A 20,384-nucleotide genomic window follows, 5' to 3' on the forward strand; every position below is an offset into this window, starting at 1 on the left:
CGTAGGTGGGGGGTGCGGGTGCCGAAAAATCTGAACACGAGCGCGTTCAGATTTTGCTTACTGGAAAGTAAGGAGGGGGTGCCCCTCTCCACAAGGGTCCGTGCACGACAAAATCGTCCGAGGGCGAGCGGTTCGCCCGCACGACGGGGGAGGAACGTGTGGCGGGCAGGATCAAACAGCCGACCGGCCGTTACGGCGGCAGGACCGCCGCGGAACGGCAGGCCGAACGGCGCGCACGCTTCCTGGCCGTCGCCCTCCAACTGTTCGGCGACAGCCCCGGGTTCCGGTCCACCACCGTCGCGGCGCTCAGCGAGGCGGCGGGTCTGTCGACACGTCAGTTCTACGAGGAGTTCCGCACCCTCGAAGACGTCCTGGCCGCCCTGCACCTCCAGGTGAACGACTGGGCCGAGGAGGCCGCCCTCGCCGCGCTCGCCGGGGCCCAGGGTCTGCCGCTCGCCGAGCGGGCCACCGCGATCTTCCGGGCCTATGCCGCGAACGTGACGGGCGATCCGCGCCGCGTGCGCATCACCTTCGTCGAAGTCATCGGCGTCAGCCCGCGGTTGGAGGAGCAGCGGCTCGCCCGCCGCGCCCGCTGGGTCGAGTTCATCTGCGCCGAGGCGACCGCGGCCGCCGCCCGCGGCGAGGCGGCGCCCCGCGACTACCGGCTCGCCGCCACCGCCTTCATCGGCAGCGTCAACGGCCTCCTGCACGACTGGCGCGCCGGCTGGGTGGACGCCACCCTCGACGAGGTGGTCGAGGAACTGGTCCGACAGCTGTTGGGGATTCTGCGACCGGCGGGGTGGTGCCCGCAGGGCCCCGGGGCCCAGTGAGACGACCTGTTCTCGAACCCGGCGGCGAATCCATCGGTATTCACCGCCGGGCCCGGGATGGTGCGCCGTGCCCCGTCCCCACGGATTCGGCGCGGCGGGACCGCCTCCGCTTCGAGGAGGCCCCCTGCCGGCGGACCCACGGCTGGGGGTAGCCGCGGGCCCGCACGGCCCAACGGCCCGGAGACGAGATGTGAACACGGGCGCTCCGGGCATCACCCATCCTGTCCGCTCACAACCTGCCGCGTCGTCGTGCGCGTGCCGAACATCCCGGCTACTCGGAATGCATGACATGACTTCGGCACGTCCTCCACAGGGAGGACGACCGGGGCCGACAGCGGTCGCGGGCCGCGCTCGCTGTGGCCGGTACGGAGGGCTCACCGCCGGTGTCCCGCAGCGCGACCGTCCGGCGCGGTACGGGCCGCGGTCGCGGAACTCGTGCGGAACCGGGAGTTCAAGTACCCGCTGGCGGTGCTTCCGCTGATCGTGCACGCCATGGAGACGGGTACGCCCGAACCGGCCGTGCCGCCGGCTGTCGTACATGAGCGGTGGTGGACGTCGGCGTGCCCTCTCGACGACCTGGCCGATGGGCAGGGCGCTGCCGGTGCCGGTGCCGGTGCCGGTGCCGGTGGCCTCGGCGAGGGCGAGGCGCTGCTCGCCGCGGTCGTCGCCGGAAGTCCCCTGCCTCTCTCGTCGTCCAGTCGTCGGCCGTCGCGGAATCGGTGCGCGGCGCCCTGACGGCCGAGATCGTGAGGTGCTGGATCGTCGCGACCGAAGGCCAGCCGAGTGATCTGCGCGCAGATGCGGGTGCCGCCACGCGTGACTCGGTGGTCAGGGCGTACCGAGGGAGATCCGGCGCCCCCTTCAGCATGGTCACCGCGATGGCCGCCGCGTCGGCGGGTGCCGAGAAGGGGAGGGCGGAGCTCTGGCGCGAGTTCGGCAATGTCTTTCGAGCAGGACCTCCACAAGTTCCGTGACGAAGCCCACCGTCTTCTCGATGAGCTGGGCGGCGGCGAGCCCTACTTGTCGGTGATGCGCGATCTGGCGGACGCCTCGGCCAGGATGCTTCCGCGCGCCGGCCTCGCCCCCGAGGTCACCGTCGGCTGACGGAGAGGAGCATCACCAGAGCGAGGGCGGCAGCGAGTACGACCCCGGTGCACAGGCGTCGTCGTAGGGCGCGGTACACAGCCTCGTACTCGGACCGCAGTTCGCGGCTCCGCCGAGCCGTCCGCTCCCAGGAGCGGCGGTTGAGCGCCAGGTAGGTGTCGGTGTAGCGCTCCTCCACCTCCTCCCGCTGGGAGTCCGTCAACCAGGCCAGGGAGCGGGTGAAGCGAGCCGCCTCCGCCCGTCCTTCGGCCCGGGTGGCCTCGATGAGCAAATAGCCCTCGAACTCGTTGACGAGGGTGCGCGGGGCCGGTGGACGGTCGTCCATGGCCGTCATCGCAGCGCCTTCCGCGGAGCCTCCGGCGGGACGGCCGCCGCCGTGATGTCCGGGTGGTGCAGGTCGAAGGCGGGGGATTCACTGCGGATGCGCGGCAGCGTGAGGAAGTTGTGCCGCGGCGGCGGACAGGACGTGGCCCACTCCAGCGAACGGCCATAACCCCATGGGTCGTCGACCTCGACCTTCTCGCCGCACTTGGCGGTCTTCCAGACGTTGTAGAAGAACGGCAGGAGGGAACTGCCGAGAAGGAACGAGAAGATGGTCGACACCGTGTTGAGAGTGGTCAGACCCTCCACCGCCAGGTAGTCGGGAATACGGCGCTGCATACCGTTCGCACCCAGCCAGTGCTGGACAAGGAACGTGCCGTGGAAACCCACGAACAGCGTCCAGAAGGTGATTTTTCCGAGGCGCTCGTCGAGCATCTTGCCGGTGAATTTCGGCCACCAGAAGTGGAATCCGGAGAACATCGCGAACACGACCGTACCGAAGATCACGTAGTGGAAGTGCGCCACCACGAAATACGAGTCCGAGACCGGAAAGTCCATCGGCGGCGAGGCGAGCATCACACCGGTCAGACCGCCGAAGACGAAGGTGATCAGAAAGCCGGTCGCCCACAGCATCGGGGTCTCGAAACTCAAGGACCCCTTCCACATCGTGCCGATCCAGTTGAAGAACTTCACGCCTGTCGGCACGGCGATGAGGAACGTCATGAAGGAGAAGAACGGGAGCAGTACGCCGCCGGTGACGTACATGTGGTGCGCCCACACGGTCACGGAGAGACCGGCGATGGAGATCGTCGCGGCGATGAGGCCCATGTAGCCGAACATCGGCTTGCGGGAGAACACCGGAATGACTTCGGAAATGATGCCGAAGAACGGCAGGGCGATGATGTACACCTCCGGATGGCCGAAGAACCAGAAGAGGTGTTGCCAGAGCAAGGCTCCGCCATTTGCGGCGTCAAACACATGCGCACCGAATTTTCGGTCCGCCTCCAGCGCGAACAGCGCCGCCGCCAGCACGGGGAAGGCCAGCAGCACCAGCACACCGGTGAGCAGCACATTCCATACGAAGATCGGCATACGGAACATCGTCATTCCCGGCGCGCGCATGCAGATGATGGTCGTGATGAAGTTGACCGAGCCGAGGATCGTGCCGAAGCCGGAGAAGGCCAGACCCATGATCCACATGTCGGCGCCGACGCCCGGCGAGCGGACCGCGTCCGACAGCGGCGCATAGGCGAACCAGCCGAAATCGGCGGCACCTTGAGGCGTCAGGAAACCACCGACAGCGATCAGTGAGCCGAAGAGATAGAGCCAGTACGCGAACATGTTCAGCCTCGGGAACGCCACGTCGGGCGCGCCGATCTGCAGCGGCATGATCCAGTTCGCGAAACCGGCGAACAGCGGCGTCGCGAACATCAGCAGCATGATCGTGCCGTGCATCGTGAACGCCTGGTTGAACTGCTCGTTCGACATGATCTGCAGACCGGGCCGGGCCAGTTCGGCGCGCATCAGCAGCGCCATCACCCCGCCGACGCAGAAGAAGCCGAACGCCGTGACCAGATACAGCGTGCCGATCGTCTTGTGATCCGTGGTGGTCAGCCACTTCACCGCGGCGAATCCAGGACGCCGCGCACGCGTGGGAGGGGCTGCGGACGGCGTCGTCACTGTGGTGCTTTCCATGCCCCGCCTGTGTCCGGCGCCGGGCCCACCGTCACACTTGGGTGAAGCGACGATCGTCACACCGACAGCTGTGACGATCGCACCCCTGCCGGACACTTACGGACTATGAGCAACGACGAGATCTTCGCCGCTGCCTATCGCGAGCACTACTGGGCGGTCAGCCGCTATGTGGCGAGGCGACTGGACGGCCAGAGCAGTGATGTCGAGGAGGTGGTGGCGGAGGTCTTCACCGTCGCCTGGCGGCGCCGGTCCGACCTCCCGCCGTCCCCGCTTCCCTGGCTGTACGGAGTGGCACGCCACTGCCTGGCCAACGCCGTACGCGGCTACGGGCGCCGTCGCAGGCTCGTCGACCGGCTCGGCAACGACGAGAGCGCGCACGGCAGGCAGGTCGTCGACAGTCCCGACTCCGCCTCGCCGGGCGACTGGGTGCACGAGGCCCTGGCCCGGCTCTCCCCGGCCGACCAGGAGGTACTGCGCCTCACGGCCTGGGAGGAACTCGGCGTCGACGAGGTCGCCGTCGCCCTCGGCTGCGGCACCCGCGCCGCGACCATGCGCCTGCACCGCGCCCGCCGCCGGCTCAGAGCCGAGATCGACCGTATGCACGTCACCGTGGCCGCCGGCACCGCCCCGCCCGGCCGCGACACATCGAAGGAGCACGGCCATGGCTGACGAACTCGACATCCTGCGCCGCGCCAACCCGGTGACCGCCGCCGACCCCCGCTTCCACGACCGCCCCCTCGACCAGCACGCGGAGCGTCGCCTCAACCGACTGCTGCACGCCGACCGGGACAGCGGGCGCCCCCGCCCGCTGCGCCGCTGGGTCTGGAGCGTCGCTACCGCGGCCGCCGTCGGTGTCGTCGTCCTGACGCTCACGCTGTCGGGATCGACCACCACCCCGGCCGTGGCCGCACCGGGCCCACTGATCGTCGAGGCGGACTCCACCCCCGTACCCCTGGACCGGCTCGCCGGCACGGTGGCGGCGTCCAGCGGCTCGCTGCGGCTCGTCCAGGGCACCCACGTACAGACCTGGAGCATGGGCCTGGGGCCCGGGGCCCGGCCGCCGATCACCCTCCCCGAGGAACGCGTGGTCCGCTGGAAGGCCGACGGCAGCCACACGGAACTCGTCGTGGCGACCGACCCCCGCCACCCGGGCAGGCCGGTCCTCACCGACGCCGACCCCGTCCCCCGCACGGTCGAGGACGGGCACGTGCTCAGCCGGCAGACCTACCCGCCGAGCTGGAGCGACGCCCCGCCGCAGGCCCGGCCCCCGCACGACGCCGAGGGGCTGCGCGCCTACCTTGCGGAGACCGACCGCACCGGCACGATGGGCACCTCCCCACTCCTCGACGCCGTCGCCGAGTTGCTGGACAACTGGACGCTCGGCACCCGCGAGGACGCCGCGCTCCTCCGCGTCCTCGCCGACGCGAAGGGGCTGCGCCCGGCCGGAGCGGTCACCGACCGGCTGGGCAGGCAGGGGCAGGCGTACGTGTACGACGACACCGCGTACCCCACTCGCCGGATGCTGATCCTCGACCCGAGGACCGGCGCCGTACTCGGCATCGAGGACACCGTCACCAAGGACGATCCCGAGTACGGCGTCAAGGCCGGGGACGTGATGTCGTACAGCGCCTGGATGCGTTGAGCGCCCCCGAAACGCCCCTGCCGGGCGCCGCGTCGGTGCGACGTCGTACGCGTCGAGGAGCCGCACGCTGCCGCCGGGGGCGCAGGACACGAAGCCGGGTCGCCCGACAGCGCCTTCGGCGTGCCGACCGGCACCGTCGCGGGACACTCGCCCGGGCGCGCGGCACGGACCCGTTCGTCAGGCCAGGGTCATGAGCACGGTGAACGGGAGGGGGATCAACACCGCGGTGCCGAGCCATGTCGTGAGGCGCTGTCCCCGACGGCGGGGGCGGAGCACATCGACGGCGATCACCAGTGCCATCATGAGGACGCCGGTTGCCGCCAGCAGGAACATGACGACGCCGGCATGGTCGAGGGTGGTGTAGTTGCAGTTGGTCAGGCCGGGTGTGGCGAGGTCGGCCGTGGTCCGGCAGTCCATCGGGAGGTACTCGGTCAGCAGCCACCACGCCAGGTAGAGCGGCAGGACGGCGGGCACACCGAGGGCGAGGTTGACCAGAGCGGGTCTCCAGGGGGAAACCCGCGCTCGACCGTTGTGCCCGGTGCTGGTGTCTGCCTCGTTCACCGTCGTTCCCCCGTAACCCGATCTCTCGTGCGCGTACGAACTTACGTGTACGAACTTACGTGTACGGACTTACGCGTACGAACTTACGCGTACGGACTTGGATGATCAGGATCCGTCCCTGGTTCCCCATCGATGGTCACCGTGGTGAGTCCGCGGCACCAACGCTCAAGAACGGCGCCCGGTCAACTGTGCAAGACGGCAGGCGAAGCGGTTCGGCCGGTCTCTTCCCTTTCCACCCCGACGAGCCGTCCGCCGACCCGGACGGGTCACTGCGCCACCCCCAGGAGTTGACCAAAAATCACTGTGCGGTCACCCCACGCCACTGGGCCGTACTTGACAGGGCTGTCGCCCCATAGGCAGGCTCGATCGAACTTCTTGCGCAGCTCGTTTCACACGTAACGAGGGCGGTGTTCAGTGTCCGACCTGCTGGCAGCGGGGTGTCACGTTCTCCTCTTCTTACGAACACCGCCCCGGGGCGCCGTCCCAGCGCGGAGCGGCAGGTGACCGGAGTCCCAGCGCCCTGGCGGGCTCTCCCCCACGTGGTCGTACGCAGCGCCGGCCTCCCCTCCTCCTGGCTCGACAACCTGCAGTCCGGTGCGGCGGTGTCCGCACTTCGGCACGGCGACGCGACCACCGCACAGGCTGCCTACGAAGCAGAAGTGGTGGAGACGTCCACAGCCGTCATACGGCGGTTCCAGCAGGAGCCCGCGCTGCGCGACGCCGTTCAGTTCGCGAATCCCTCGCTCTGGCGCCTGTTGTCGGCATGGGTGGACCGACGAGCCGCCACCACGGACGGCTGGCGCAGCGCGGACCGGCAGCGGATCGACACACTGACCCGCATGCTCCAGCGGTACTGCGCGAAGAACGAGACGACCAGTCACGTCGGACCCATCACTCCGGCTCTGCTGTCCCGCAGCCGTCAAGGACTGAGCCGCGAGCCCGGTCCGCCGCTGAGGCAGGTCCGGCTCTCGTACTGGGCGGCGGAACGGCTGCAGGAGTCCTTCCTCGCGGACACAGCCGCCCCCCACTCCTGGTGGCGGCCCCGCACCACGCCCGGCTGCCACCTGGCCGGAAACGACGTGAGCATTGTCAGCTACGACTTCGCCCAACGCCACGAGCGGCTGCCCGACGCCGTGACGGGCGTGACGGAGCGCCGCCTCACCGCAACCGAGGCGCGGATACTGCGCTGGTGCGACGGCAGCCGCTCGGTGGCCGAGATCCTCGAACGGGACGCGGCCGTATGCGGCACGCCCCTGCCCGAAGCCCGAGCGGTGACAGCACTGCGTTCACTCGAAGAGCTCGGCGCGGTGGTGACCGGCCCGGAATTTCCCTACGGCGTCCACGACGCGCTGGCACTGTTGCGCAGCCGCGCCGTCGAGTCCGCCCATCACAAGGCGGAGCAGCATCTCGACGCGGTGGAAGCCGCGCTGGAGGATCTGGCGTCGGCATCCGACGAGCACCGCCGAGCCACCGCGATCACCGCGGTCGAGACGGCGTTCACCGCGGCGACGGGCGAGGCCCCGCGGCGGGCCGCAGGGGTCACGTACGGCGATCGCACCGTCTACAACGAAGACTGCAGCAGCGAGTACGGCTCCATGCTGATCGGTGAGCCGCTGCCCGGTCTGATGGAGCGTGAACTCGCCTTCGTCTACGACCTGTTCCTGGTGCTGCCCCGGGTCCGGCTGCAGGAGACGCGCCGGATGATGCGGCGCTGGTTCCAGGGTGTCTTCGGAGCGGGCGCGACCGTCACGGTGCATGACTTCGTCACCGCCTGTCTGCGGCACGACGCGGCGCTGTCCGCCGGATTCGACGAAGTGGAGGCCGTGGTCTCCGCCAGGTCCGTCGCGTTGACGGCGCTCCTCGCACCGGCCCAGCAGACCGGGCATGTCCACCACATTTCCGCCGAGGCGATCGCCGCGGCACGTGCCCTCACGGACGAGCCCTCACCTGCCGTCTGCAACCCCGACCTGATGCTCGCCGCAGAGGATGCGGACGCGGTGGCCCGTGGGGACTTCCTGGCGGTGGTAGGGGATCTGCACGCCGCCGAGGAGGGTCTGTCGCACAGCCTGTTCGCTCCGTGGATGGAAAAGGCATCGCCCGATCAGGCACTCGGTGAACAGGTCGCCGAGGCCTATCGGGCCATCCTGGAGCCGGACGAAGACCTCGCCGATGTGACGCACCGGCACCGGAGCAAGCACTATGCGCGCACCGACCTTCCCTGTCTCGACGTCGAGGCCGGCGACCGCTCACCGCTGTCGGTACACGCGCGGACACGGTTGCACGAGCTGATGATCAGCGACACGGCACGGGGATTGCGGCTGCACCGGCCCGGTGGCGATCGCGGTCTGCGGCTCACCTCGCCGCCCCTGTACTGGCAGGGGGTGCGCGCCCGCAATCCGTTCGCCCCGTTCTCCTTCCCCCAGCGGGTCGACGGCCTGCCCGTACCCCTCGGTGACCGCCCCAGCCTGCCGCGCCTGGTGCACGGGCGAGTGGTTCTCCAGCGCGCGATGTGGGCCCTGCCGGCCACCGCGTTCCACGGCCGTACCTGGTTTGCCGGCTTCCGGGGCGTCCAGGACCTGCGGACCAGGCATCGGCTTCCCCGGCACGTGTTCGTGAAGTTCCCCCAAGAGGTGAAGCCGCTCTACTGCGACCTCGACAGCCCGCTGCTGGTCCGCCAGGTTTCCCACCTGGCGAAGGCGGCGGGGAACCGCTCCCTCGTCGTGTCCGAGATGATCCCCGCACCGGACCGGCTGTGGCTCGCGAGCAGCCGGGGCAAAGTCACGTCGGAGTTCAGATACGCCGTGTTCGGCGGGGACACGGCGGGGCCGCCGTATGGCAGCTCAACAGGCTCGGAACGAAGGGCGCGGTGAAGGCGTCGATGCGAAACCTGATCGTCGATGTCACACCGCTGAAGGCCGAGGCGTCCTTCCGGCGGCTCTGGGCGGGCGGTGCGCTGTCGTCACTGGGCAGCAGGATGACAACGTTCGCAGTCGTGCTGCAGGTGTACCAGATCACCGGCTCGTCCGCGGCGGTGGGCGCGGTGGGGCTGGCGACCCTCGTGCCGACTCTCGTCATGGGTTTGATCGGCGGCTCCCTGGCCGATGCCGTGGACCGCCGGAAACTGGTCCTGGTGACCGGCAGCAGCATGTCCGTGGTCTCCTTGCTCTTCGCCGTCCAGGCATTCGCGGGCAACGAGAACGTGTGGCTGCTGTACGCCCTCACCACCGTGCAGTCGCTGCTCTTCGCCGTCGACGGACCGGCCCGCCGTACGTTCGTGCCCCGGCTGTTGCCGAAGGACCTGCTGCCCGCCGGACTCACCCTGCAGATGCTGGCCTTTCACACGAGCGTCCTCCTGGGCCCGAGCTTGGGCGGCGTCCTGGCCGCGGCCGGCGGCGTGCGGATCTGTTACGTCATCGACGCGTTGACCTTCGTCGCCGCGCTGTACGGCGTGTTCCGGCTCCCGCCGATGCGCGTGGAGGGGACGCTCTCCCGACCGGGCATCAGGTCGATCTGGGAAGGGCTGCGCTACGTCGGTCACAACAAGATCGTGGCGGGCGCGATGCTCTCCGACCTCAGTGCCACGGTCCTGGCGATGCCCTTTGCGATCCTCCCGGCCCTCAACGACTCTCACTTCGGCGGCTCACCCACCACTCTCGGCCTGCTCAACGCCGCCCCGGCCGCCGGCGGAGTCCTCGCCATGACCCTGTCCGGCCCCGTCGGTGGCGCCACGCGCAAAGGCACCTGGCTTCTGGGCGCCGGCGCCGTGTGGGGGACAGCGCTCGCCTGCCTGGGACTGACCGGGCACCTGTGGCTCGCGCTCACCCTGCTCGTCGTTGCGGGAGCGGCCGACTCCATTGCCGTCGTACTGCGCGGGTCCATCGTGCAGATGAGCATTCCCGACGAGTTCCGCGGCCGTACCACCTCGGTCGACTTCGTCGTCGGCTCCGGCGGACCGCACCTGGGCAACTTCCGGGGCGGGATGGTCGCTTCGGCCACCAGTCCGTCGGTCAGCCTCTTCACCGGCGGACTCTCGTCCGTCGCCGCCATCGCACTCATCGCGCTCTGCTTTCCCGCGCTCCGGCGGTACGGAACGACCGCTGACCCCGCACACGGGTCCGACCCCGATCCCGGTCGGCCCAGCAATGGAGAGAACGTGTCCGTCGGCGACCCCAAGTGACCACGGTCACCCGGCGAACCGAACAGGAAACAGCCCAAGACGACTCGTTGGGGGTGCTCATCCATGATGAACGCGCGCGCATGCACACCGAGTTCGTACCGGACCGGGTGACCCGGCATGGTGAACCTGGTGGTCGGCAATGACTTCGACGAGGTGCTGCGGACCCGCCCGGCGTCGGGCTGGTGGAATCAGCGCGTGGTGTGGTTCGCGCAGGACGACGACATCGTCGTCCTGCCGACCGCACCGGAGGAATCCTTCCTTCACTATGTGACCGGCATGACGGGCACACGGCGATCGTCCCTGCACATCGTGGTACCGCCCACGGACAACGGCGGCTCCGAGACCCTGTCGGGGACCACCCTGACCGACGGGCGTCTGCTCGCCGAGATCCGCTCGGCCCTCGCCGGTCGCCCCGTCACGGGCATCCTGCCCCTGTGGCCCGGTGCCTCCGTCGCTCGTCTGGCCACCGCCCTCGGGGTCCCCGCGGCGCTCCCCGGCCATGCCTTCGTCCAGCAGGGCGGAGGCGCCCTGCTGAACAGTAAGACAGCCTTCCGGGCGATCGCCGCCGGGGCGGGCGCGGGTCTGCCGGAGGGACGCGTGTGCGCCGATCAGGACGACGCCGTCGAGGCCGTGTGGGAACTCGTCGGTTCCGGCCACGTCGCCATCCTGAAGAAGGACTACATGTCAGGAGGCGCCGGCAACGAGATCGTGTCCGCGGTGCCCGGCGTGACGCCCGTCGGAGCGAAGAACGTCGTCGTCGCCGCCGACCACGACGCTGTTCGGCGCTATCTGAAGGACCGCTGGAACTGGCTCACCGACGACGACCGGCACCTCTTTGTCGTGGAAAGGTATTTCCCCGACAGCGTGGCGTGCTTCGCGGAATTCCTGATCACGGATGACCTCATCGCGTTCGGCGGCCACGGCGAGATGCTGTCGGAGCCGGTGACCACGAAGCAGATCATCCCACCGGCCCATGTACCGCCTCACGCGCTGGAGGAACTCACCCGCCAGGGCCGACAGTTGTGCGAACCCCTGCAGAGCATGGGCTACCGCGGCAGGCTCAGTGCCGATGCGATCGTCACCCCCGACGGGCAACTGCTCTTCACCGAGTACAACGGACGCATCACGGGCTCCACGCATGTGTACAGCGTCTTCGGGGACGAGATCGTCGGCAGCAACTACATGAAGGACCGGGTCCTGTTCGAGGGCTTCTGGCCCAGGGGCTGGTCGGTCCCCTCGTTCGACGCGGCCATCGACCGGCTCCGCGACGCGGGGCTCGCCTACGATCCGGACACCCGGACCGGTGTCATCATCAGCAGCGCCTTCGACCGGCGCGACGACACCCTGCTGCACTGCGTCGTGGCGGAGAGCCTCTCGGCCGCGCACGAGGTGGAAGAGCGCCTCGCTCGGATCTTCACCGCCTGACCAGGTGTGATCGCGCGGCCGCCCGGCGACGGCCGCGCGATCACGACCAGTGCACAGGCAACCGGTGTACTCCGTAAAAGCCGTTGTCCCGTCCCAGGGGCACCTGTTCAGGCGGCACGGCAAGACGCAAGGACGGGAAACGCCGGAACAGAGCGGGGAACGCCATCCGCATCTCGGTGCGCGCGAGGTTCTGCCCGATGCACTGGTGCACCCCGTGGCCGAACGCGAGATGACCCCCCTGGCGTCGCCCGATGTCGAGCCGATCAGGGTCCGCGAACCGCTCGGGATCGCGGTTCGCCGCCGGGAGCGACACCGTCACCGCCTCACCCGTCCGTACCACCTCTCCCGCCAGGGGCACGTCCTCCAACGGGGTGCGCGGCACGCCGAAGTGGAAGATCGTCAGGTAGCGGAGCAGTTCCTCGACCGCGCTGTCGGCAAGACCGGGTTCGGCGGTCAGCCTCGCCAGCTGGTCGGGGTGGTTCAGCAGGGCGAACACCCCCAGTCCCAGGGAGCCCGCGGTCGTCTCGTGTCCCGCCGACAGCAGCAGGGCGGCCACCCCCGCGATTTCGGCGGTGGTCAGCTCACCGTCGGCGGCCAGGGTACTGACCAGGTCCTCCCCGGGCCGCCGACGCTTGTGCGCTGTCAGGTCGGTGAGGAACGCCTCCAGATCCGCCATGGCTCGTGCGGCCTGCTCCGCGGTCGCCTCCAGGCTGAACAGCGTGGCACTGTCGCGCTGGAAGCCGGTTCGCTCCGTGTACGGCACGCCCAGCAGTTCACAGATCACCAGCGACGGCACCGGTAGCGCGAAGAACTCCACCAGGTCGACCGGATCGCCTGCCTCGCCCATGGCGGACAGACAGTCGCCGACGATCACTTCGATCCTCGGCCGAAGGGACCGCATCCGGTGTGCGGTGAACGCCTTGGCCAGCTGCCGCCGGATCCTGGTGTGCTCCGGTGCGTCCATGTCGACCAGCCATCCGGGCAGCGCGGGCGCACCGTAGAACGGTTCGATGCCGGGGCGCGCGGTCGGAACCCGTTTCAGCTCCGAGCGCGCACTGAACCGTGGGTCCGACAGCACCTGGCGTGCCAGGTGGTAGCCGGTGACCAGCCACCCCAGATGGCCATCGGGGTAGCGCAACCTGCTCAAGGGGGAGGCGGCCCGCTGCTGCGCCAGTTCGGGCGGCGGGTCGAAGGGAGTGATCCGCTCGACAGGCAGCGAGGGCACTCGGGAAGAGGTCATGGGCCCACCTCACCGCGGAGAAAGGTGCCGAGCCGGGCCACGCCGGCAGTGATGTCCTCGGCGTCCAGGTAGCTGCAGGACAGCCGCAGGACGCGGTCGCCGCCGGAGCCGAGGTGGAAGGCGGCCATCGGTGTCCACAGCACGCCGTACTCGGCTGCGGAGAGCGCGAGCAGTTCGTCGTCCACCCGAATGGGCAGGCGCATCCGGACGAAGAAGCCGCCCGTCGGGCGGTTCCACTCCACGCCCCGCGGCAGCCCCTGGTCCCGCAATCCGTCCAGCTCGTCCAGCAAGTGGGCGAGGTTGCGCCGGTACAGTCCCGAACGCGCCCGGCACACCGCCGCCAAGGATCCGCCGTGCTCCAGCAGCATCCCCGCGACGACCGCCTGCGACAGCGGTGAGGTGTTCACCGTCACCATCGTCTTCAGCCGGGCCAGTTCGTCCGCCAACAGCGTGGTGCGAGCGCCTTCGCAGCGCACCGGCTGGTCGGCCACGACGTATCCCACCCGCGCCCCGGGAAAGCACACCTTGGCGAAGGTCCCGATGTGGACGACCCGGCAGCCGCGATCCAGGGCCTTGAGGCACGGCAGTTCTTCGTCTTCGGCGGCGGTGAAACCGTAGACGCTGTCCTCGATCACGAGGAAGTCCTCAGCCTCGGCCAACTCCAACAGCTCTCTGCGGTGGGCCAGATCCATGTGGTTCCCGCCGGGGTTGGAGAAGTCCGGTGCCACGTAGCACGCCCGGACGCGTCGCCCGGAGCGGCGGGCCATGCGGCAGGCCGCGCGCAGGGCCGCCAGATCCGGGCCGTGTTCCCTCTCCGCGACCGGGACCACCTCCACGCCCAGCAGCCGTGCCGTGCCGGTCATTCCCACATAGCAGGGGTCCGCCACGGCGAGCAGATCGTCGTCGCCGCGGATCAGGGCGCGCAGAACCAACAGCATCGCCTCCTGCGCCCCGACAGTGATCACCACCGCCTCCGGCGAGGTGTGCACCTGCCGGTCGTGGCGGAGCAGATCGGCGACCAGGCCGTTGATCAGGCCGCGGCTCGGCCCGTACTCGTACAGCAGCCGGCGCGCAGCGGACGGTGTGTGGCCCCACTCGGCGCCCGCATGGTCGAGGAACCTGCGAATGAAGCGTTCCACGTCGAGATCGGAGTAGGTGTCGGGGTGCGGAGCACCCGGGGCGAAGGAGATCGCGTCGGGGTACCGGCGCATGACCTCGTTGAGGAACTCCACAGCACTCAGCAGTGGATCGGTCAGTGAGGAGTGCAGGTGGGAGCGGTCCAGCGCGGCGACCGGCCGGGGCGGCTCCGGTACACCGAGCGCCGTGGCCCGGTTCTGCGCGGGCGTACTCATGTCCCGGCCCACCGGCTTTCCACCCGGGCCAGGACGTCCGCGCTGTAGATGCGCTCGGCCTGTACCACCGCGAACTCGGCGAGGTAGGAGCGCAAGTGGCTCCACGGCTCCTCGGCCAGCGCCAGCATGGCGCGGTTGGCCGCCACCGCCGGGCCGGCCAGGTCGGCCACCGCCCGCTCCACGGCGGCGTCGAGTTCGCCGGCCGGCACCACCTCGTCGCACACCAGCTCCGCTCCCGGTTCGCCCGCCCGCAGCCGGCGCCCCGACAGCAGCACCTGCCGTGCCATCCGGGCGCCGGTCAGCCGGGTGAGCCGAAGGTTGCCCAGACCGGGAACGATGCCCTCGTCCGCCGCGGGCAGGCTGAAGAACGCGCCGTCCTCGGCGATGACGCGGTCCACCACGAGCAGCAGCTGCATACCGCCGCCGATCGCGAAGGCGTCGACGGCGGCCACCCAGGGCTTGTGCACCGCCGCGGGCACCCGCCAACCGGATTCCGCGGGCAGCAGGCCGTGCGCGAGCTTGTTGACGTATCCCAGTTCACGGCCGAGCAGGAAGTCCAGATAGGAGATCGCGCCGTTGCGCAGGTCCTTCAGATTGATTCCCGCGCTGAAGACCCGGCGTCCGGCGTACCGCGGGTGGTCGACCGTCCCGCCACGCAGCACACCGACCCGAACCCGGTCGTCCAGCAGCGCCACATCCACCGCCGACTCCAGGTCCGCGATGAGCTGGTTGTCCTCCGCGTTGAGGCAGTGGCTGTTGCGGAAGGTCACCTGCGCGGCGTGGCCGCGGCGCTCCACGAGCACGGAGTTCAGTTCCAGCCGGTCGGTGCGGCGGAAATCCTCCAGCAGGTCATGGGACCCAGGTGCCGCGTGCAGCATCGTCTCCATCAGGTGCGTGCCGGCGACGGCGCAGCGCAGCAGGGCGCCGAAGAAGACACCGAGATCGATCTCGTGGCCTTCCTTCCGGGCCTGGACACGGTCGCGGTCCTCGGCGAGCCTGGCCGCGGCCGGCACCAGGCCGGGGAATCGCGCCTGTGCTTCCTGCACCAGAGGGTTCAGCCGGAGCCGTCGCGTGCGGCCTTCGGTCAGTACCTCGTACACCTGCTCCGCGTGCCGTGCCAGAAACGTGTGACGGGCCGTCCTGCAGGCATCGCGGAGAGCCTCGGCCTGCGCCTCCCGCGCCGTGTCCCGCTCGGGCCGGGGCGGCAGCAGGGCCAGCAGACGCTCTGCCCGCTCTATGTAGCTCCGCAGTGCCTCGGCGTCCGGGGCGAGCTGCCCTCGCGGCACCGGAGGCGAGGGAAGCGCAGGGGTGTCCGGAAGCATGGCGGAACTCATACGCCAGTCTCCCCGCCACTGATCGCGGCCAAACGGCGCAGTTCCCGGTCGCAGGCGGCCAGATGGGCGCCCAGCGCGTCCTGGTACTCGGCGGCCGGGGCCTCCAGCAGCAGTTGTCGGCGCACCGCGAGCTCACGGTCGGATATGCGGCCCATCAGCACCACAGCCGTGTGAGCGGCTTCCGACAGATCATCGCTGAGTTGGTCGACGAGACCGAGCTCGTGCGCCCGGACACCGTCGAGATCGTCGCCCCACAGCACGATCTGCCGGGCACGCCCGGCGCCGAGCTGCTGAGCAAGCCGGTACACGGCCATGCCCGGCCAGAAATGCCCGTCGTTCACGGGCAGCATCAGCAGCAGGTCGGGCGAGGCTATCCGGAAGTCGCTGGCCAGCAGCAGGTCCAGGGCCGGACCGCCGCAGACTCCCGAGGCGGTTGTCACGATCATCGCGGGAAGCTGCTCCAGCCGGCGCACCGCCCGCTCCCAGCGGTTGACTTCCTGCACACCGACGCCGCTGGGCCAGGATCTCCGGTCGGTCGGGACCGGCAGCAACCGAATCCCCAACACCGACCGGTCCGTGCGTTCCTCAAGGCGATCGCACACCGCGTTGAGCTCCGCGGTCAGTCGGGGGAGGGGGCCCGTGCCGTCCACGTCCAGACTCAGCTCCAGCCCCTCGGAGGTCCGGTCCTGCTCACCGCTGCTTCGCACCGTCACGCCTTCCTCCCGGCCCGTCACCACCGTGCCAGGGCCATTTCGATGGTCGAGCCGGGACCCATCGTCATCAGAATCCCGAAGTCCCCGCCGGCCGCCGCTTTTTCGTCGGCGAGCCGTCGACAGGAGAAGAGAAAGGACCCGCTGGACAGGTTGCCGTGGTCACGCAGCACCCCCGTGGTGTGCCGGACGTCGTGCCGGCTCAGGCCCAGGTTGACCCGGACGGAGTCCACGACCTTCTTCCCGCCCGCGTGCAGCACCCAGTGAGCGATTTGGGAGCGGCGCACCCCGGTGCCCGTCAGCAGTCTTTCCATGATCTCTTCGGCATGCGCTCCCACCACGTAGGGCACCTGCGGGTCGAGGGCGAAACTGAACTTGTGCTGCTCGTCGTCCCAGTCGTATCGCATGGCGTCCACCGCCTCGGGAATGGTCCGGCTGGCGAAGGCCAGCAGTTCGGGGCCCGCGGAGGGCGGTTGTGTGCCGCCGGCCGTCACCGCGACGGCGGCGGCGCCGTCACCGAAGAGGCTGTTGACCACGGACGTACGCCGCGTACCGTCGATGACGTACGCCGCCGAGCACACCTCGATGCACACCATGACGGCCAGCTCGCCGGCGTGGCATCGCGACCATCCCGCCACCGAGGCCAGCGCGTTCAGTCCGGCGTTGCATCCCATTCCGACCACGTCCAGGCGGGAGCAGCTGGGACTGATCCCCATGTCCTTGAGCAGCAGGGCGGAGAACCCGGGCGTGAGCAACCCGGTGGAGGTGACGCAGCACAGGTGCCGCACGTCCGTCACCTCGGCTCCGGCCTCCGCGAGACAGGCGAGTACGGCCTCCCTGCCCAGCCGCAGACCCTGCGTCAGATGCTTGTCCAGCAACTCTCCTTGGGACTCCACCGCACGGGACCGGTCCGGCAGTTGGGGCGGCAGGGTCAGCCCGCGCCGCTGGATCGTGCTGTTGAGGAAGATCGCCCGGGTCGCCGGATCGGTGATCCCGAAGGTCCGCAGGAGTTCATCCTGGGTGTAGGAGACCGGGGGCAGGGCGGTCCCGATGCCAATGAGCCGAGCCGGAGCGAGCACGCGGTCTCCTTCGGTGGCAGGCGGTCCCGGCGTGGACCGGCTCAGTCGAGGTAGTCCTCCAGCCCGCCTTCGCGCACTGTGTCGAGGGTGAAGCAGTGGAATCCGCCGCCGAACAGCCGTCGGTGCCTGTGCCGTACGGGCACCACGGTGAAGCCGTGCTTCTCCAGCATGCGCATCAGCTCGGGGCAGGCCTCGTTGACGAGCACCGTCTCGGGGGAGACGGACAGCACGTTCAGGTCGATGAACGGGCTGGTGAGGATCAGATCGTCGTCGTCGTACGAGGGGAAGTGGTTGCGCTCCGGAGCCGGCGGCACGATCAGGTCCCACGAGCGGAGCTTCTTCGGCAGCTTGTCGCGCAGCTCGGGTGCGCGGACCAGGAGAGTACCGGGCCGCAGCGCGAGCACCATGCTGTCGATGTGGCTGTCGCTGATGCGGTGAACCCGGTGGATGCGGAAACGGCCTTCCAGGTGACGCTCCAGCCAGTCGCACGCGAGGACGTGGTTGGCGGTGGAGACGTTCACGACCAGGTCCCGGCCCAGGCGCAGAACCTGTGCACCGTCGAACATCATCTCCGTGCCGACGTCGTAGCTCGTGGGCTGCGGATCGGCGATGGGCTCGGTCGGGCCACCGACAGAGCTGACCCTGGCGTACGAAAGGTCGAAAGACGCGTCCGTCATCAGAGGCCGCGGCATCACCGTCCACCGGGCGCCCTGCTCGAAATACCGCTGGAACACGGGTGTCAGGAACTGGGTCTCGAAGTAGCGGGACCGGATCATCGGTGGCGTTTCGATGATCTCGTCGCCGACGATGAGGGTGTTGTCCCGTACGTTGAGCGGAGGCACCACCGAGGCGCTCCAGGCAAGCGCGCGCACCTCGGCCGTCTCGGCGTCCAGCTCCATCGGACGGTGGACGGTCACCCCCAGCCCGGTGAGAGCGTCCACGATGCCCGCCAGGTCCTCACCGAGTTCGTCCACGTAGCGCTGTTTGATCGGCACCGTTCCACTCGGTGCCGACTCGCTGCGTCCACCGGTGGTCAGTCGCGGATAATACCACTCCGAGCGGGAGGTGTTGTCACCGGCGATGTTGTCGTGGAAGAAGAGGTCGAAGGACAGTTCACGCTGATGCGAGGTGTAGTTCGTCGCGGAGCCGACCACCACCTCCTTGAGCGGCGACCATTCATCGAAACTGTTGAGCATCATGCGTGCTCCATCGATTGTCGTCATGCACCGCATCGGGACAGCTCACAGGCTCGGCACAGGCGCGGCGGTATTCGTGGCACGAGCCGGACGGAGTCCAGCCCATCGTCGACGCCAACTGCGGTGCGGCTCCTCAGTGTTGGGCATGTGCAGGATGAACGGAAGACCGTGCCCGGCGGTCTGCACCGTACTTTCGGACATTCGACCGACCTATTCCAGGAGCATTTTCCGCCGTCAAGGTGGCCGGTGAATACGTCATGGCTCGTTAAAAAGGCGCCGTCTCCCGACAGATACATCACGGTGCGACAACTGGTGCGCTCCGTGCACGCAAGGTGACCGAAAGTCGACCCCTTGGGGTTGCGGCGGTTACACAGCGCTCACAAGATGACTGGGACAACACAGGAACTGCTGCCCCGGTCCGGACGAAGCGGGCGAGCGGCGGTCTCATTTCCCTCGTGCCGTTCTCGCGGCAGCCTGCATTCGACCACCAGGGTTCTGCGCCATCTGTCCAGGAGTGCACAACCCACCAGAGGGACCAGGCGCGGCGCTCAGCGGCTCTGCATGCGCTCCATTCGACGCCTACCGGCGCAGCCCTCGGGACGGGCCCGCCGCCAGGCCGCCGGGCCTTGCGGCGTGCGCGGCCGGCCCCATCGACGCGACGCGGCCAAGTGGCCCGGGAAACGGTCCGGTCCGCGTCGATCGGCGACGAAACGGGAGGTAACAGGGTGATACCGCACGTACAGTTGCCAGGTCCTGCGGCCGGTTGGACCGCGAAGGAGCGACAGGCGGTCGCTGACGACATCGGCGGCATCTGTCGACGCGAAGGATTCTTCTTCGTCCTCGACCACGGTATTCCCGCCGACCTGATCCGGGACGTCTACGCGGAAATGCGCGCCTTCTACCGGCTGCCGTCCGACGAGAAGAACAAGTACGACGCGGCGGAGGAGTCGCAGTTCCTGGGCTACCGGGGGCTCGGCAGGGAAAGGAGCCGCACTCACAGCGGCGCCGAAGCCTGCGAGCAGTTCCGGATCGGCAACGTCACCGATGAACTGGCCCTTCCCGAGTCCGTGGACTTCTACCACGAACACTTCCCCAGGTCCCTGGAGCTGTTCCACCGGTTGACCGAACTGGGCGACGGCATCCTCGCCGCCTGCGCCCTCGACCTGGGCCTGGACGAGGACTTCTTCACCGGTTACCTGAACACGCCGCTCCATCGCCTCGGACTGAACTACTACGGCGCCAGCCACCTGTCCGACGTCGGCTCGAAGGTCAACTACGCGATGTCGCCGCACATCGACCTGTCACTGCTGACCATCCTGCACCAGGACCAGCCCGGCCTGGACGTACGCGGCAGCGACGGCTCGTGGTCCGAAGTGCCCACCGAGCCGGACGCCTTGTTCGTCTTCGTCGCCGACTACGTCCAGCGCTGGTCCAACGGGCGGCACCGGGCGGCACCGCACCGGGTGAGCGCGGTGCGCCAGGACCGTATGTCCATCCAGTACAAGCACCGACCCGACTACGGCGTGGTGGTCGCGCCGCTCGACGCCCTCATCACCCAGGCCGAACCGCCCAAATACACGCCGCTCGACACCGGTTCGGACTATGTGGCCGTTCTGAAGTCGATCCTCGGCACTTGAATCCCGCTCCGGCGCCCGACCAGCGCCCTCGGCGCCTTCCCGCATCGTGCACGGTTCGGCACGGACACCCCTCAACCCAGG

The 20,384-nt window shown here is 69.1% G+C and carries 18 protein-coding genes; 9 read left to right on the forward strand and 9 right to left on the reverse strand.

Annotated features, from left to right (window positions below):
• Positions 1 to 158: 158 nt before the first annotated feature.
• From RV986_RS48705 to RV986_RS48715, 3 genes are all read left to right on the forward strand, one after another.
• Positions 159 to 830 (forward strand): TetR/AcrR family transcriptional regulator, encoded by a 672-nt coding sequence (locus tag RV986_RS48705; RefSeq protein ID WP_475923514.1) that lies wholly within the window; start codon positions 159 to 161, stop codon positions 828 to 830.
• Positions 831 to 1,265: 435 nt separating this feature from the next.
• Positions 1,266 to 1,565, forward strand: coding sequence for a hypothetical protein (locus RV986_RS48710; RefSeq protein ID WP_475923515.1), 300 nt, complete (start codon positions 1,266 to 1,268; stop codon positions 1,563 to 1,565).
• A gap of 204 nt (positions 1,566 to 1,769) precedes the next feature.
• A complete protein-coding gene (locus RV986_RS48715; RefSeq protein ID WP_475923516.1) occupies positions 1,770 to 1,934 on the forward strand; it encodes a hypothetical protein in 165 nt (54 codons plus the stop codon).
• Here RV986_RS48715 and RV986_RS48720 read toward each other — a convergent pair.
• Entirely contained in the window at positions 1,921 to 2,268 is a 348-nt protein-coding gene (locus tag RV986_RS48720) for a hypothetical protein (RefSeq protein ID WP_475923517.1), read from the reverse strand. The two genes, RV986_RS48715 and RV986_RS48720, sit on opposite strands and share 14 nt — an antisense overlap.
• Positions 2,265 to 3,950, reverse strand: a complete 1,686-nt coding sequence (gene ctaD, locus RV986_RS48725; RefSeq protein ID WP_475923518.1) for an aa3-type cytochrome oxidase subunit I — start codon at positions 3,948 to 3,950, stop codon at positions 2,265 to 2,267. The genes RV986_RS48720 and ctaD overlap by 4 nt, the downstream gene beginning before the upstream one ends.
• Positions 3,951 to 4,055: 105 nt before the next feature.
• On the opposite strand from ctaD, the gene RV986_RS48730 reads away from it, so the two are divergent.
• Positions 4,056 to 4,619 carry an RNA polymerase sigma factor gene (locus tag RV986_RS48730; RefSeq protein WP_475923519.1) on the forward strand — a complete coding sequence of 188 codons (564 nt, stop codon included), beginning with the start codon at positions 4,056 to 4,058 and terminating at the stop codon, positions 4,617 to 4,619.
• Entirely contained in the window at positions 4,612 to 5,592 is a 981-nt protein-coding gene (locus RV986_RS48735) for a CU044_5270 family protein (protein ID WP_475923520.1), read from the forward strand. The genes RV986_RS48730 and RV986_RS48735 overlap by 8 nt, the downstream gene beginning before the upstream one ends.
• A gap of 177 nt (positions 5,593 to 5,769) precedes the next feature.
• Here the strand turns inward: RV986_RS48735 and RV986_RS48740 are convergent, their stop codons facing one another.
• Positions 5,770 to 6,153 carry a hypothetical protein gene (locus RV986_RS48740; protein WP_475923521.1) on the reverse strand — a complete coding sequence of 128 codons (384 nt, stop codon included), beginning with the start codon at positions 6,151 to 6,153 and terminating at the stop codon, positions 5,770 to 5,772.
• A gap of 500 nt (positions 6,154 to 6,653) precedes the next feature.
• Here RV986_RS48740 and RV986_RS48745 point away from each other — a divergent pair, with 500 nt between their 5' ends.
• The 3 genes from RV986_RS48745 to RV986_RS48755 all read left to right on the forward strand — a co-directional run bounded on the left by RV986_RS48745 (position 6,654) and on the right by RV986_RS48755 (position 11,755).
• Positions 6,654 to 9,023 carry a lantibiotic dehydratase gene (locus tag RV986_RS48745; protein WP_475923522.1) on the forward strand — a complete coding sequence of 790 codons (2,370 nt, stop codon included), beginning with the start codon at positions 6,654 to 6,656 and terminating at the stop codon, positions 9,021 to 9,023.
• Positions 9,024 to 9,031: 8 nt separating this feature from the next.
• A complete protein-coding gene (locus RV986_RS48750; protein WP_475923523.1) occupies positions 9,032 to 10,330 on the forward strand; it encodes an MFS transporter in 1,299 nt (432 codons plus the stop codon).
• 117 nt (positions 10,331 to 10,447) lie between these two features.
• Positions 10,448 to 11,755 carry a preATP grasp domain-containing protein gene (locus RV986_RS48755; protein WP_475923524.1) on the forward strand — a complete coding sequence of 436 codons (1,308 nt, stop codon included), beginning with the start codon at positions 10,448 to 10,450 and terminating at the stop codon, positions 11,753 to 11,755.
• Positions 11,756 to 11,795: 40 nt separating this feature from the next.
• Here the strand turns inward: RV986_RS48755 and RV986_RS48760 are convergent, their stop codons facing one another.
• The 6 genes from RV986_RS48760 to RV986_RS48785 are packed head-to-tail and all read right to left on the reverse strand — an operon-like array spanning position 11,796 to position 18,669.
• Positions 11,796 to 12,995: a cytochrome P450 gene (locus RV986_RS48760; protein WP_475923525.1), complete on the reverse strand. Its 1,200-nt coding sequence runs from the start codon at positions 12,993 to 12,995 to the stop codon at positions 11,796 to 11,798.
• Positions 12,992 to 14,347, reverse strand: coding sequence for an aminotransferase-like domain-containing protein (locus RV986_RS48765; RefSeq protein ID WP_475923526.1), 1,356 nt, complete (start codon positions 14,345 to 14,347; stop codon positions 12,992 to 12,994). The genes RV986_RS48760 and RV986_RS48765 overlap by 4 nt, the downstream gene beginning before the upstream one ends.
• Positions 14,344 to 15,681 carry a (3,5-dihydroxyphenyl)acetyl-CoA 1,2-dioxygenase DpgC gene (dpgC, locus tag RV986_RS48770; protein WP_475923527.1) on the reverse strand — a complete coding sequence of 446 codons (1,338 nt, stop codon included), beginning with the start codon at positions 15,679 to 15,681 and terminating at the stop codon, positions 14,344 to 14,346. The genes RV986_RS48765 and dpgC overlap by 4 nt, the downstream gene beginning before the upstream one ends.
• Positions 15,678 to 16,394, reverse strand: coding sequence for an enoyl-CoA-hydratase DpgB (gene dpgB, locus RV986_RS48775; RefSeq protein ID WP_475923528.1), 717 nt, complete (start codon positions 16,392 to 16,394; stop codon positions 15,678 to 15,680). The genes dpgC and dpgB overlap by 4 nt, the downstream gene beginning before the upstream one ends.
• Positions 16,395 to 16,411: 17 nt before the next feature.
• Positions 16,412 to 17,470 carry a 3,5-dihydroxyphenylacetyl-CoA synthase DpgA gene (gene dpgA, locus RV986_RS48780; RefSeq protein WP_475923529.1) on the reverse strand — a complete coding sequence of 353 codons (1,059 nt, stop codon included), beginning with the start codon at positions 17,468 to 17,470 and terminating at the stop codon, positions 16,412 to 16,414.
• Positions 17,471 to 17,511: 41 nt separating this feature from the next.
• The gene (locus RV986_RS48785; protein WP_475923530.1) at positions 17,512 to 18,669 is read right to left on the reverse strand and encodes a glycine amidinotransferase; all 1,158 of its coding nucleotides are present in this window, start codon (positions 18,667 to 18,669) and stop codon (positions 17,512 to 17,514) included.
• A gap of 740 nt (positions 18,670 to 19,409) precedes the next feature.
• Between RV986_RS48785 and RV986_RS48790 the strand changes: the two genes are divergently transcribed.
• Positions 19,410 to 20,303: a 2-oxoglutarate and iron-dependent oxygenase domain-containing protein gene (locus RV986_RS48790; protein WP_475923531.1), complete on the forward strand. Its 894-nt coding sequence runs from the start codon at positions 19,410 to 19,412 to the stop codon at positions 20,301 to 20,303.
• Positions 20,304 to 20,384: the final 81 nt, after the last annotated feature.

The organism is Streptomyces sp. RLA012 (assembly GCF_056270325.1).

Excerpts from the sequence above, each read along its gene's own strand:
- RV986_RS48735 (WP_475923520.1), top strand. The coding sequence starts at position 4,612 with ATGGCTGACGAACTCGACATCCTGCGCCGCGCCAACCCGGTGACCGCC.
- ctaD (WP_475923518.1), bottom strand. The coding sequence starts at position 3,950 with ATGGAAAGCACCACAGTGACGACGCCGTCCGCAGCCCCTCCCACGCGT.
- RV986_RS48720 (WP_475923517.1), bottom strand. The coding sequence starts at position 2,268 with ATGACGGCCATGGACGACCGTCCACCGGCCCCGCGCACCCTCGTCAAC.
- RV986_RS48730 (WP_475923519.1), top strand. The coding sequence starts at position 4,056 with ATGAGCAACGACGAGATCTTCGCCGCTGCCTATCGCGAGCACTACTGG.
- dpgC (WP_475923527.1), bottom strand. The coding sequence starts at position 15,681 with ATGAGTTCCGCCATGCTTCCGGACACCCCTGCGCTTCCCTCGCCTCCG.
- RV986_RS48750 (WP_475923523.1), top strand. The coding sequence starts at position 9,032 with ATGCGAAACCTGATCGTCGATGTCACACCGCTGAAGGCCGAGGCGTCC.
- RV986_RS48755 (WP_475923524.1), top strand. The coding sequence starts at position 10,448 with ATGGTGAACCTGGTGGTCGGCAATGACTTCGACGAGGTGCTGCGGACC.
- RV986_RS48785 (WP_475923530.1), bottom strand. The coding sequence starts at position 18,669 with ATGATGCTCAACAGTTTCGATGAATGGTCGCCGCTCAAGGAGGTGGTG.
- RV986_RS48760 (WP_475923525.1), bottom strand. The coding sequence starts at position 12,995 with ATGACCTCTTCCCGAGTGCCCTCGCTGCCTGTCGAGCGGATCACTCCC.
- RV986_RS48765 (WP_475923526.1), bottom strand. The coding sequence starts at position 14,347 with ATGAGTACGCCCGCGCAGAACCGGGCCACGGCGCTCGGTGTACCGGAG.
- RV986_RS48715 (WP_475923516.1), top strand. The coding sequence starts at position 1,770 with ATGTCTTTCGAGCAGGACCTCCACAAGTTCCGTGACGAAGCCCACCGT.